The sequence below is a fragment of the Deltaproteobacteria bacterium genome (genome assembly GCA_030654105.1).
Lineage (GTDB): Bacteria > Desulfobacterota > SM23-61 > SM23-61 > SM23-61 > JAHJQK01.
Genome location: JAURYC010000349.1, coordinates 1 through 12,219, shown reverse-complemented (window position 1 = coordinate 12,219; position 12,219 = coordinate 1). Strand labels below are relative to the sequence as shown.

Below are 12,219 nucleotides of genomic sequence, written 5' to 3'. Positions count from 1 at the left end.
TCAGGCGATCATTAATACCGTCTGGAATAAAGGTGAAATCATCTCCGGATATGATTCATCCCTGTACCGATAAGATCAATGTAGTGCTTGGAGCGCAATAGTCGCCTATGGAATGACTGGGGATTATGGGTGGGAAATTGATCATACCATCCCAGTGTCTAAAGGCGGAGTAGATCACCTCAGCAATCTTCAACCCCTCCATTGGCGAAATAACAAAGGCAAAGGTGATAATTATCCGAATTGGACGTGTACAATGACTGGGAAATAAGGGATACCTAAATCCGATAACAATCGAGGCTCTTGCAAAAGTATTTTTTTGTGGTTCGACAAGCTCACCACGAACGGAAAAACTAAATAATTTCAACCTAAGCCCGTTCACCCTGAGCCTGTCGAAGGGTAAATTACGGACTTTTGCAAGAGCCTCAATCATTAGTCGATAATTGTTAGCAATAGAGTCCAATCTGCTCGGCAATTGGTAGCTGACTTGCAACAATTAAAATAGTGTCGAGGTAGGAAGGTCCCTGATTTTAATCGGGTCGCGCAAAAATTCATTCGCATCCCCTGAGGTTATTTCGGATAGAACCTGCCTGGCATCTTCGATCTCTGCCAGGAAACGAATAACCTTTTCTTGATCCAAGGCCGCCATTTCAGCCTTCCAAGACTTCCCGCAAGGATTCCATGCGGAAATGGAAATTGGTCATCGATTTTTCCCCTATCTCTTCGATGAAATCCGTGATGGTGCCTTCCTCCCCCTTAAGAATTACATAATTCCCTTTGAAAATCCTGACCAGAAAATGGTTGGGGGCGTTATTGAGAATGAGGACTTCGGGGGGAGGAAAACTCACTCCCCTTGGGGTAAGTGCATTGTATATCTCCGCTTCGATTCTTGCTTCCACCACATATTCGGCTGTTTGGATAAAATCGGGACTCACATAAAGGGCGATATCCATATCCCCATATTTCCCCGCCATGGAGGGATTCACCAGGGATCCAAAGAGAAGGGCAAACAAGATTTCTTCATGCCTGTGAAATACAGCTTTCAATTCTTCGGCGATGAGTCTCTTATCGTGCTCCGTTAATTCTTTTAATGGTCGGAAAGACATGGGCACACTTCCATTTTAAATCAAGTTAAATCAAGAAATTCTCTAACCATCATACAAGAACGGGAAGAAAAGTCAAAAACTTTCATTTCTTGCTGAATTTTAACGATAATTGTGGAAACGGGCTTAACGAATTAAGTATTTCGACTTTCTTGCCCCTGGCTCAACCCTTTCTCCAAGGTATCCAGCACCTGAAGGAAACGATGATCTTCCCGGAAAATCTTCTGCCCGTGATTTCCCCAGGCAATCACATGATAGAATACACCAGTAAAATGGATTCGAGGGCGTCAGGCCGCGGTAAGAAAATGACCTCAAATCCTCTTAAGCCAATACTGAATTATTTAACCCCATTTTCCTTTTTAATTAGAATTCCCACGGTAAATCCCGTAGCTTTGCAGCGCCTTCCACATGGCCATGATGTTTTCGGGTGGAGTCTCGGGCTGGATGGCCTGGGTGGCGGCGAATACGAATCCGCCTCCCGGGGCAAGGTCTTCGATGCGCCGTTTTACTTCGTCTTCCACCTCTTGCGGGGTTGAAAAAGGAAGGGTATGCTGAATATCCACTCCGCCACCCCAGAAGGTGAGGGAGTCGCCGAACTCCTTTTTTAGTTTTCGCGTATCCCCCATATCTTTCGCCCCTACCTGAATTGGGTTTAAGATTTCCACCCCCATCTCGATGATATCGGGTATGAGCGGGTGTATAGCCCCGTCCGAATGGAGAAGGATTTTCTTGCCGTACCGCTTTTTGATAAAAGAGAAAAGCTCAGCATAGCGGGGTTTGATCAGCTTGCGGAACATTTCGACCGAAACCCACAGGCTGTGTTGATGCCCGAAATCATCCATCTCACCAACGCTGTCGATCCATTCCCCCATGCGGTCTAAGACATTCTGGTAAAAGCTGAGTTTCAGCTGGAGGAGTTTGTCCAGAAGCCATTCCGTTCGCCGGGGGTCGAGGACGAGATCGGTAAAGAAACGTTCGTGCCCCTCGAGCTGGGCTCCAAATTGGAGCAGCCCCGAGGAAAACGGACTCCCCAGGACAAAGGCGGGATTGGCCTGTTTTCTCACCGCCAGGACTTCGTTCTCCACTCCCGCAAGACGGTTGGGATCCAGCGGATCCGGCCAGGGAAAGCGCGGGAGATCGGAGGTTTCAACTTCGGATAACGGTTGATGGAAGATGAAGAAATGCAGCCCCTGGTCCTTGGCCAGCTTCCGTCCGATACCCCACTCATCGTAGAAAAAGGAATAACCTCCCTCTTCCTGCATCTTCAATGACCAGGAGCCCTTAGGGCGGACCCGGAAAGACCGGGTGTCCACTCAGAACCTCTGCAAAAAATTTTCGCTTAATTTCGCCCGCTGGCTGGCGGTATCCCCAACTTCTCCTTTTTCGTCCGCATGGAGATACTTCAGTAAATTCCGGTAAGCCTGTATGGAGATTCCACTGGGACCCAGAGCTCCTAGATCGTAGGGAACCCGATCCGGCTCCCGATGTGAAAGGGCTATCAGAATTCGTTCCCTGGAATCCATAGATTCAACCTCCAAAATCCAGTTTTACAGGTCAGGGCAAGCTGCAGGAAAGGTCCCGCCATTTCTGTCGAATTCTTCCTGATCAAAACAGATGACTTCAAGAAGGGAATTATATTCTTGGGCCTCGGGAAAAAGCAAAATTGATTCCTAGGTTGCGGTTCGCAGCCTTTCGGTCTCCTTCAGATCGAGTTTCGAGGTCGCCGGGTCGAGCGCGACCCGGTAGACTTCCCTTGCCTGGGCAAGACTTACGAGCCCATTGATGACATCTTCGCGTACCATCTCGGGATCACGTTCCTCGGGCCGGTAGAAGCCTCCGCCCCCGGGAAGCTCCAGGGTGACCCGTTGGCCGGGCTTGAGGATGTACTTGGTTTTGGCATGGGGCACGGTCCCGTCATCCAGGTAAATGCGACCCTTCGCCCCGTCGAGTCCCCCTGCGAACCCCTTTGCCGCGAAGCGGATGCGGTCATACATGGGTGAGTGCTGGGATGAATGTCCTCCGCGTACTTTAAGAACCATGCGCTGACCCAGACCGCCCCGGAATTTCCCGGGCCCGCCGCTGTCCGGGATAAGCTCGCGGCATTCGATGAATATGGGGGATACATTTTCCACCAATTCCACGGGTACGCCGTGAATGCCGCTGGGAAAGGCGGTGGCCGAGAGGCCGTCCTTGGTCGGGCGGGCGCCGGTCCCCCCGGCGGAAAAGAAAACGTAGCAGAAATGATCGCCGCGCTCGTCGGTGCCGTCGAACTGGGTGTTCCAGAGACTCTGGGCTCCTTCGGCAATGACCCGGTCGGGGATCACGTTGCTGAGCGCCCCGAAGACCGCCGCCGAAAGGAAATGGCCCAGGATGTGGCGCGCTCCCACTGGAGCGGGACGCTGGCAGTTCAGGATGCAGCCCTCGGGTGCGATTACGGTAAGGGGGCGGAAGCTTCCCTCGTTGTTCGGGACTTCCGGGCTCACCGAGCACTTGATAGGGTACGTGGTGTAGGCGTGGCAGTAACTGTAGACCACGTTGATTCCGCGGTCCGACTGGGGAGAGGTCCCGGTGTAATCGGCGATCATGCAGTCCCCGGCTACCGTGATGGCAAGCTTAACCGCGATGGGCTCGTCAAAACCGTCCATGTCGATCTGGTGACAATAGGTTCCGTCGGGAATGGCCCGAATGGCCTCCCGCATGGAGTGCTCGCTGCGCTCTATAATGGCCGTCGATAGTCCGTCCAGGTCGGAAAGGTCGTGGTCTTCCATCATCTCCACCAGCTTCTTACCGCCCACCTCGTTGGCCGCAATCATGGCATAAACGTCCCCCAGTACCATTTGGGGAACACGGACATTTGCGCGGATGATCCGGATGAGGTCCTCATTCATGCGTCCCCCATCCACCAATTTCATGATCGGGATGGCCAGCCCTTCCTCGTAGATGGAGGGGGCGTCGGCGCCGAAGATGCGGCCGCCAATGTCCATAACGTGACAGGTGTTGGCGAAAAGCCCTATGGCCCGTCCCCGGTGGAAGACGGGAGTCACCACCGTGAGGTCGTGATGATGGCCAGAGGCTAACCAGGGGTCGTTGGTTACGAGCGTGTCTCCAGGCTGTAGGTTTTTCATGGGGTACTCACGGAGAAAATGGCGCACGGAGGTAGCCATGCAGTTGATGTGACCGGGTGTTCCGGTAACCGCCTGGGCAATCATGTTTCCCCTCGCATCGAAGACGCCTGCGGAGAGATCGCCCGCTTCGCGCACCACGGTGGTGAAACTTGCGCGCATAAGGGCCGCGGCCTGCTCGTTGGTTATGGAGATAAGGCGGTTCCAGAGAACCTCAAGGGTGATCGGATCAAATGGGTTCGTTTTCATATCGCTGCTCAGTTGGACCTTCCCATGAATGCAAGTGTGTGTTTTTGGCAGAAGAGCATGTTTCGTCCATTCAATGTCTTACCAAGCGGATCACCAGGCTGCCCGACGGATCCACCCAGGCCGTTCCCGGTCCGTTCATGACGACCGTACTCTCCCTCTCTTCCACAATGGCCGGCCCATCGATCTTGACGCCAACAGGCAGGCGGTACCGGTCGTAGACCGGCACCTTTTCATACCTTCCCGCCGCGGGAAAATAGACCCGGCGTCCCCCCTTGATGGCTTCGGCAAGGCTTGCGCCCTTGGACCACCATGTCCCTGCGCCGATTTGCGGGCGCAGTCCCGTGGCGGCAAGCCGCCAATTCACACCCTCGATGGGGATTCCCGGGCATAAGCGCTGGTATATGTCTTGGTACTCCTTTTCGAAGGCGCGGCGGAATTCTTCCCGCTGCCCCAGGCCGTATTCGCCTCCCGGGAGCGATATGCTGATCTCAAAGCCCTGCCCCGCATAGCGCATGTCCGCCGAACGAATGAACTGCATATCCTTTAAAGCGACGCCGGCATCCAGGAGAAGCTCACGGCCCTTCGATTCCAACTCGGCGTAGATGAAATTCAATCTTTCCCACTGCAGCTCTTCCAGCCTGGTAATGTAGCTGCGGCTCAAGTCGAAAGACATGGGGGCTAAGAGGAACCCAAAAGCGGAGCATACGCCAGCCGCGGGCGGCACGATGATCGTCTCCAGCCTCAACTTCTCGGCCACCTGGTAGGCGTGCACGGGTCCGGCCCCCCCGAAGGCCACCAGGGAGAAGCGCCGCGAGTCGATTCCTCTCTCCACCGCATGAATCCGGGAGGCGTTGGCCATGTTCTCGTTGACCACCTCGTGCACCCCCCAGGCTGCACGCTCCAAGGACAGGTTGAGCGGCCCGGCGATTTTTTCCTGCAAGGCGGCCTCGGCAAGTTTCGGATTTAGTTTCATCTCGCCGCCCAGGAAGAAATTGGGGTCCAGGTAGCCAAGGATTAGATCGGCATCAGTCACCGTAGGGTCCTTGCCGCCGCGGCCATAGCAGGCCGGGCCCGGGTCAGCCCCGGCGCTTTCCGGACCTACGCTGAGGAGCCCGAGGGGTCCAATCGCAGCGATGCTGCCGCCCCCCGCACCAATCTCGATCATCTCGATGACCGGAATTTTGACCGGGAAACCGCTCCCCTTCTTGAAGCGATAGACCCGGCCCACCTCAAATTCGTTGACCCTAACGGGGTCGCCGTTTTGGATGATGCAGGTTTTGGCGGTGGTGCCTCCCATGTCGAAGGAGATAACGTTAGCCTGCCCCGTTTGCCCTCCAATCCAGGCGGCGGCCAGGGCTCCCCCGGCAGGTCCGGATTCGACCAGGCGTATAGGGTGCTGGCTTGCGGTCTGGGGAGAGGTGATCCCCCCGGTAGAGAGCATAATGTAAAGCCGCCCCCCGATCCCGAGTTCAGTAAGGCCTTTTTCCAGAATTTCCATGTACCGGCGGACCGCCGGCATGGTATAGGCGTTGGCCACGGTGGTGGAAGTCCGTTCGTACTCGCGCACCTCGGGCGCAACCTCCGAGGAGATGGAGACGGGAAATCCGGGGCGTTTGGCCAAGAGCAAGTCGCGGAGCATCCGCTCATGGGTGGGGTTTCGGAAGGAATGCAGAAGGGATATGGCGGCCGATTCCACCCCGAGAGCCAGAAGTTCATTTACCGCCCGTTCAGCCTCCTCCGGCGTGAGGGAAATCAAGATTTGACCGTTGTTGTCCAGTCGCTCGGTGACCTCCACCCGCCGTCGCCGAGGGGCCAGTGGCCTGGGCAGCTCGAGGAAAATATCATATATGTCGTAGCGCATCTCTCGGCCAATCTCCAGGGCATCCCGGAAGCCGCGGGTGGTGAGAACTCCGGTCACGGCCCCTTTGCGCTCGATGATCAAGTTGGTCACCAATGTCGTTCCGTGGATGGCCTTGACCACTTGGCGAGCGGCAATCCCGTCGCGCTCTATCATCTCCCGAATCACCTCGATGACCGCCCGGGCAGGGTTATCCGTGGAAGTCAACCGCTTCCCCAAGGAAACCCAGCCGGAATCTGGATCGAGGATGACCACATCCGTGAACGTTCCACCGATGTCGATACCCACCAGGTATTCGTTAGCCACTGCGATCCTCTCCGCTCGTTTCTCCATTATCTATTGCAGCCAAAAATCTTCAAGCCTATTGGGTCCGCGTAAATGGGGGTCGTCCATAAAATTATAAGTTTTTTTACCCATCTCTCGGCCCACCGATTTACTGCTCGGCGTTTCCGCAGAAAGGCCGATTCCACTTAATTTTTTGCCCAAAGGAATTTGTTGCCCTTGGCTATATTTCAAAACAGCCTTGTCCCCCCACTTCTCCTTGAGGGACAAAAGCTTGTCCACTTCCAACCCCTTCGCATTGTAAAACGCCCCCTCTACGGAAGAGATCGCCACCACTTTCGCCCCTTTCTCCTTGATAAACTTGGCACTAAAGGCCCCTACCGCCCCAAAACCCTGAATTGCTACCGTCGCTTTACTCAATTCAATATTCCGGTAGGGAGCGGCACACTCCGCAGCTTCCACCACTCCATACCCGGTGATTCCCAACTCATCATAAGGGTCATATTCGCGTCCATACGGCACCCGCCCTTCCCCGGCCCCCGGGCGGTATTATCGATCACCAACATCCCTTTCATCCCCGTCTTCGTATCATGGACCACGATGATTTTCTCCGGGCCCCATGCAGCCAGTAGCCACAATCTCTGCGCCCGTCTTCTCGATATCTTCCATTTTATGGTCTAAGATCTTCGCTGAGAGCTCGTAATTTTCCAAGCCAAAACCCCCCCCCAATCCGCAACAGCGGTCGGGCTCTGCCTCTCTTTAAGCAAAGCAAAACCAATCTCCAAAAAAGAAAAAGGGAAAAATTGAAATTCTTCCCCCTCCCTTTGTCAACTTACAACTCTCTATTCTCCATTTACTATTTCACAGCCCTAAATATGCCTTCTTGATCAGGTCCGTTTGGAGGAGATCGGCGGGTTTTCCTTCCATGACGATCCGCCCAGTCTGCAAAACATAAGCATAATCTGCCAGTTCCAAAGCCTCTTGAACATTCTGTTCCACCAGCAGGATGGTGATCCCCTCTTCCTTATTCAACCGCTGAATCATCTCGAAGATTTCGGTTATAAGTTTGGGCATGATCCCCATGGAAGGTTCATCGAGCATAAGGAGCTTGGGCTTGGACATTAACCCGCGGGCGATGGCCAGCATCTGCTGTTCCCCTCCGCTGAGGGTCCCGGCCCGCTGGTTCTGCCGCTCCTGCAAAACGGGAAAGAGCTTGAAGATGGTCTTCAAAGTAGCTTCCCGGTGGTCCGGCGATTTATTGGTGTAAGCTCCCAGGATGAGGTTTTGATTCACGGTCAGTCGCGCAAAAAGGCGTCTTCCTTCGGGCACATGGGCGATGCCACTTTCCACCACTCGATGGGGAGGAATCTGATCGGTGCGCTGGTTTTCGAAGAGAATGGACCCTTCATCGAGATGGAGGGTGTGGGAAATGGCTCTGAGAATAGTGCTCTTTCCGGCCCCATTGGCCCCGACGATGGAGACGATTTGGCCCGGTTCCACCTTAAAAGATACCTCATGTAGGGCCGGGACATCGTCGTAGGAAACTTTAATGCGTTCGACGCGAAGCATGGTATTTATCTCCTAAATAAGCCTTGATTACCTCTTCATGCTGGATAATCTTTTCTGGTACATCCTCGGCAATCTTCTGGCCATAATTCAGGACTACCACCCGGTTGGAGATGGGCATCACCACCTCCATGACATGCTCCACCAGAATCACGGTAATTCCGGACTGTTGGACTTTCCTCACCAGTTCGATGGCTTCCACAGTCTCGGTCTGGTTCAGCCCGGCCATGGCCTCGTCGAGCATGAGAAGCGAAGGGCTGGTTGCTAGAGCTTTGGCAAACTCCAATCTTTTTTTGTTGGCCACGGTCAGCCCTCCGGCCAGGAAGTTTTTCTTCGAAGCCAGGCCACAGAATTCCAAGACCTCTAAGGCTTTCTTTGTGGCCGTGGCCGTTAAGTTGGTGCGATTAAAAGCGCCGATCATAACGTTATCCAAGACGGTCATATCCTTAAAAACCCGGACAATCTGGAATGTCCGGGCAATGCCGCGAAGACAGATGTCATTGGCCGGTAACCCGCTAATCTCTTCCTCTTTAAAGCGCACACTCCCCCCGCTGGGAGGGTAAAACCCGGCGATACAGTTGAAGAGAGTAGTTTTACCGGCGCCATTGGGCCCGATTAAGCCGACAATCTCTCCCTCATTTACGGTGAGGTCGATGTGATCGTTGGCCATCAGCCCACCAAAATTCTTGGTGAGACCTTTTACCTCGATAAGGGCCATTACTCCGACTCCTTTTTCTTAAAACGCTTGCTGAGGCCGATGACCCCAAAGGGTTGATAGATGGAGATCACCATGATGAGGAACCCGTAAATGATCAGATCGGTCCCCTTGCCCCCTCCCCCAAACTGGATGCGGGTAAACTCCGAAATGGGGATGAGGATGAAAGCGCCGATTACCGGCCCCCAAACCGTGCCTACACCTCCCAGGGTAGCAACGAGACAAACAATGATGGAAAGCATCAAAGGGAAGACGCTGTCCGGGTCAATAAACAGAACATACTGGGCGTAGAATGAACCGCAGATGGAGGTGAAGAAGGCGCTCAAAGCCAGAGCGTAGAATTTGTACCGGGCCACATTGATTCCCAAGCTGCGGGCCCCTTCTAAGTCGCCCTTAATGGCCTTGAAATAGTATCCGAGCTTGGAACGATCGACCCAGTAAGTGGCGAGAATGGTCAGGCTGAAAATTCCAAAAGCGATGTAATAGTAAGGCACTTTACTGGTGTGAAATTCCATATTTAAAAAAGACTCGGGAAGAATGGGCAGCGTTAACCCCACTGCCGCGCCCGCCCAGTCCCAGTTGAGCATCCACTGCTGGGCGATTTCTCCGATGGCGATGGTGGCAATGGCAAAATAATGCCCGGCCAGCTTAAAAGAGGGATAACCGATGATGAAAGCCAGGCCAACTGATATGAACCCGCCAACGATCATGCCAATCCAGGGAGTCACTCCCAGTTTCATGAGCATCAGAGTAGAGGTATAGGCACCCGCTCCGAAATAGACCGCGTGACCAAGGGAGATCTGGCCGGCGTAACCCCCGATCATGTTCCAGGCCAATCCCAGGGAGGCGTAAAGAAAGATCATGATCATCAAGTGCCTGGGGAAAGGAAGGGTGAGAAAGAAAGGGTAAATTAAAAGGAGGAGGGCTCCGATCGCCAGCCAAATCCATCTATTTTTTTTCTCGCCCATGAATTTTTTCTCCCCAAAAAAATAGTTAGTATCTCCCCCACAGACCCTGGGGCCGGATGAAGACTACCAGGAGATAAATGATAAAAACAAAGGTGTATTTAAAAGCCGGAGCAATAAAAAGACCCCCCAAAAACTCCACCAGACCGATGATAATCCCGGCGACAAAAGATCCAGGAATGGAGCCAAATCCCCCGAGGGCTACGGCCACATAAGCGATCAAGGCAAAGGGGAAGCCTACCTCGGGAAAGATGTAATAAAAATTGGACATCAGAGCTCCGGCCACCCCCAAACAGGCGGCACCAATTCCCCATCCGAGAGCGAACATTTTGTCGCTGTTGATACCCATCAGGGAGGCAGCTTCGCGGTCCTCGCTGGTCGCTAATATCGCGGTGCCGATCTCCGTCTTATTGATGAACCAGTAGAGCAGTAAAAAAGAGAGGACGGTGATGATGCTGGCGGTGAGTTCGGGAACGCCGATAAAGATACCGCCCAAACTAATCCGGCCGGCCAGAGCAGGGTTTTTGATCATCCTGAAATCAGGCGTCCACAGGAATTGGGCCAGGTAGCGCAAGAAAATCCCCAGCCCGAAAGTAGCTAAAATCTGGGCCAAGAAAGGCGCTTTGAGAATCTTTTTGATAATGATGAAATAGGTGCCCACCCCGATTAAAAAAAGGATAACCAAGCACAGGGGCAAAGAGAGCATGGGGTCGATATGGTAAAGGGTAAACATCCAGAAAGAAGTGAACATCCCGAGCATGAGCATCTCGCCATGGGCGAAATTAACGATTTCCATCAGACCCCAGATCAAGCAAAGGCCGACGGCAACCAAGGCGTAAATACAACCCATCAACAAACCACTGATCACGGTCTGGAGGATGATTTCTGAATTATACATGAAGTTCCCTTTCTATAGTGAACGGCAAAAGAATGTTGTCATTACGAATCGTCCAGCATCGCCCGGAAAATCCCCCCGTTCCCCCCTTTAGGAAGGAGGGGCGGAGGGACGTTACGTCCCCGGGGATAATGAAAAAGTGTTTTTTACTTTCTCTCAGACCATTTGGGAATGGGGTAGATCATTTCTTTGGCGGCCAGATTAAAGGGCCAGATCGTGGACGGTTTTCCTCCCTGGTACTGGATGACGATGGCATCCACCAGGATGTTCTGCCCCGTTTCATCAAACTTCACGCCCCGCCAGGGGGTGATCAATTGCTCGGCGGGCATGTTGGTCTTGATCAGGGCTTCGCGGATGGCTTCGGGCTTAGTGGAGCCGGCCCGATTAATGGCATCGGCCAGAACAAAGAACCCCACGAAGGCCCGGGCGGAGGTCCCGGAGAAATCCCTTCCCGAACGTTTCTTGAAAAGTTCATTGATTTCGGTGAGCATGGGTTTATGTTTGGCCAAGTCCAGAGAAAATTCCGTGCGGCTGCAAATTCCATCGACATTTTTCCCCAAAGCCTCCGCAAAGGAGGGATCCGTGTGTCCGGCATTTTGAGCCATGATAATCGGGGCGTTGTAATCGAGGTCCTTGGAGACCTTGCAGAGGAGAATCGCATCCGAGGCGTAAGAAGTGGGGAAGAGAACGTCCGGGTTGGCTGCTTTCAATTTCTGGACCTCGGGGGTGAGGCTGGTGGCTCGGGAGCGATAGGCAATGTCGGCAACGACCTTGTACCCAGCTTTGGCAGCCAATTCTTTCTCGATGCGGCTGCTGTCTTTCCCGAAAAGGGTATCCTCGTACATCACGGCAATCGTCTTGAACTTAATCCCCCGTTTCTTCTCAAGGTCTTCCAAGGATTGGAACATGCCCTCCGAAAAAGTCTCGTCGTGGGGCGAGCTGCGGAAGAACCATTTGAACCCTCGACGGGTGAGTCTGGGAGAAGAGGACTCGGCATTGAAGAATGGGACCTTCATGCGCTCGGCCACCATGCTGGCGGTCTCGGTCACTGAACTGTGGTAGCAGCCGAAGAGGGCTGCGGCCTTCTCCTGAGTGATCAGACGCTCGGCCTCGCTCAGCCCAAGGTCCGGTTTGCCTTGATGATCGGCAATGGTCACGGACATCTTGGCCCCTTTCAGATTGGGGAGGCCTACAGTTTTAGAGAGGGGTAGGTTTAAATGTTTGTACTTGTCTGTGTTGATAATATCCAGGGCCAGCTCGATGGCGTGCTTGTCGTCGACCCCGGCCTGAGCCGTCGGGCCGGACATGGGATAGATCACTCCAATCTTAACGTCGGCCGCACTAACGGTAACAGGAAGAGTAACCAATAGAAGAAGGATGATGGGAAAGACAAAAAAGCTTTTTTTCATTGCAAGAACCTCCTTTCTTTTTTTTAGACGACCCTATTTTACCCCAATCCAACCCTAA

The 12,219-nt window shown here is 53.5% G+C and carries 12 protein-coding genes and 1 pseudogene; all 13 read right to left on the bottom strand.

The features are described 5' to 3' along the window. Nucleotides 1–493 precede the first annotated feature (493 nt). The 13 genes and pseudogenes from Q7V48_15430 to Q7V48_15370 all read right to left on the bottom strand — a co-directional run bounded on the left by Q7V48_15430 (nucleotide 494) and on the right by Q7V48_15370 (nucleotide 12,161). Nucleotides 494–646, bottom strand: a complete 153-nt coding sequence (locus Q7V48_15430) for a hypothetical protein (protein ID MDO9212115.1) — start codon at nucleotides 644–646, stop codon at nucleotides 494–496. Nucleotide 647: 1 nt separating this feature from the next. Next, nucleotides 648–1,103 carry a hypothetical protein gene (locus Q7V48_15425; GenBank protein MDO9212114.1) on the bottom strand — a complete coding sequence of 152 codons (456 nt, stop codon included), beginning with the start codon at nucleotides 1,101–1,103 and terminating at the stop codon, nucleotides 648–650. Nucleotides 1,104–1,459: 356 nt separating this feature from the next. Then, nucleotides 1,460–2,413 (bottom strand): uroporphyrinogen decarboxylase family protein, encoded by a 954-nt coding sequence (locus Q7V48_15420; GenBank protein MDO9212113.1) that lies wholly within the window; start codon nucleotides 2,411–2,413, stop codon nucleotides 1,460–1,462. Beyond that, complete coding sequence (locus Q7V48_15415; GenBank protein ID MDO9212112.1) at nucleotides 2,414–2,623, bottom strand: hypothetical protein; 210 nt, start codon at nucleotides 2,621–2,623, stop codon at nucleotides 2,414–2,416. A 147-nt stretch (nucleotides 2,624–2,770) separates the two neighbouring features. Continuing rightward, a complete protein-coding gene (locus tag Q7V48_15410) occupies nucleotides 2,771–4,471 on the bottom strand; it encodes a hydantoinase B/oxoprolinase family protein (protein MDO9212111.1) in 1,701 nt (566 codons plus the stop codon). A gap of 70 nt (nucleotides 4,472–4,541) precedes the next feature. Then, the gene (locus Q7V48_15405; protein MDO9212110.1) at nucleotides 4,542–6,635 is read right to left on the bottom strand and encodes a hydantoinase/oxoprolinase family protein; all 2,094 of its coding nucleotides are present in this window, start codon (nucleotides 6,633–6,635) and stop codon (nucleotides 4,542–4,544) included. 30 nt (nucleotides 6,636–6,665) lie between these two features. Then, on the bottom strand, nucleotides 6,666–7,133 hold the full coding sequence (locus Q7V48_15400) for a hypothetical protein (protein ID MDO9212109.1): 468 nt from the start codon (nucleotides 7,131–7,133) through the stop codon (nucleotides 6,666–6,668). Nucleotides 7,134–7,199: 66 nt separating this feature from the next. Further along, a pseudogene (locus tag Q7V48_15395) lies at nucleotides 7,200–7,349 on the bottom strand (heterodisulfide reductase-related iron-sulfur binding cluster). Between the two features lie 123 nt (nucleotides 7,350–7,472). Beyond that, nucleotides 7,473–8,180, bottom strand: coding sequence for an ABC transporter ATP-binding protein (locus Q7V48_15390; protein MDO9212108.1), 708 nt, complete (start codon nucleotides 8,178–8,180; stop codon nucleotides 7,473–7,475). Continuing rightward, entirely contained in the window at nucleotides 8,158–8,895 is a 738-nt protein-coding gene (locus tag Q7V48_15385) for an ABC transporter ATP-binding protein (protein ID MDO9212107.1), read from the bottom strand. The genes Q7V48_15390 and Q7V48_15385 overlap by 23 nt, the downstream gene beginning before the upstream one ends. Next, nucleotides 8,895–9,860 (bottom strand): branched-chain amino acid ABC transporter permease, encoded by a 966-nt coding sequence (locus tag Q7V48_15380; protein MDO9212106.1) that lies wholly within the window; start codon nucleotides 9,858–9,860, stop codon nucleotides 8,895–8,897. The genes Q7V48_15385 and Q7V48_15380 overlap by 1 nt, the downstream gene beginning before the upstream one ends. 25 nt (nucleotides 9,861–9,885) lie before the next feature. Beyond that, the gene (locus Q7V48_15375) at nucleotides 9,886–10,755 is read right to left on the bottom strand and encodes a branched-chain amino acid ABC transporter permease (GenBank protein MDO9212105.1); all 870 of its coding nucleotides are present in this window, start codon (nucleotides 10,753–10,755) and stop codon (nucleotides 9,886–9,888) included. Between the two features lie 143 nt (nucleotides 10,756–10,898). Further along, entirely contained in the window at nucleotides 10,899–12,161 is a 1,263-nt protein-coding gene (locus Q7V48_15370; GenBank protein ID MDO9212104.1) for an ABC transporter substrate-binding protein, read from the bottom strand. Between the last annotated feature and the right edge of the window lie 58 nt (nucleotides 12,162–12,219).

Bases quoted from the DNA above. Each gene is read 5' to 3' on its own strand.
- Q7V48_15415 (MDO9212112.1), bottom strand. From the start codon at position 2,623: ATGGATTCCAGGGAACGAATTCTGATAGCCCTTTCACATCGGGAGCCG.
- Q7V48_15375 (MDO9212105.1), bottom strand. From the start codon at position 10,755: ATGTATAATTCAGAAATCATCCTCCAGACCGTGATCAGTGGTTTGTTG.
- Q7V48_15390 (MDO9212108.1), bottom strand. From the start codon at position 8,180: ATGCTTCGCGTCGAACGCATTAAAGTTTCCTACGACGATGTCCCGGCC.
- Q7V48_15425 (MDO9212114.1), bottom strand. From the start codon at position 1,103: ATGTCTTTCCGACCATTAAAAGAATTAACGGAGCACGATAAGAGACTC.
- Q7V48_15385 (MDO9212107.1), bottom strand. From the start codon at position 8,895: ATGGCCCTTATCGAGGTAAAAGGTCTCACCAAGAATTTTGGTGGGCTG.
- Q7V48_15370 (MDO9212104.1), bottom strand. From the start codon at position 12,161: ATGAAAAAAAGCTTTTTTGTCTTTCCCATCATCCTTCTTCTATTGGTT.
- Q7V48_15410 (MDO9212111.1), bottom strand. From the start codon at position 4,471: ATGAAAACGAACCCATTTGATCCGATCACCCTTGAGGTTCTCTGGAAC.
- Q7V48_15430 (MDO9212115.1), bottom strand. From the start codon at position 646: ATGGCGGCCTTGGATCAAGAAAAGGTTATTCGTTTCCTGGCAGAGATC.
- Q7V48_15380 (MDO9212106.1), bottom strand. From the start codon at position 9,860: ATGGGCGAGAAAAAAAATAGATGGATTTGGCTGGCGATCGGAGCCCTC.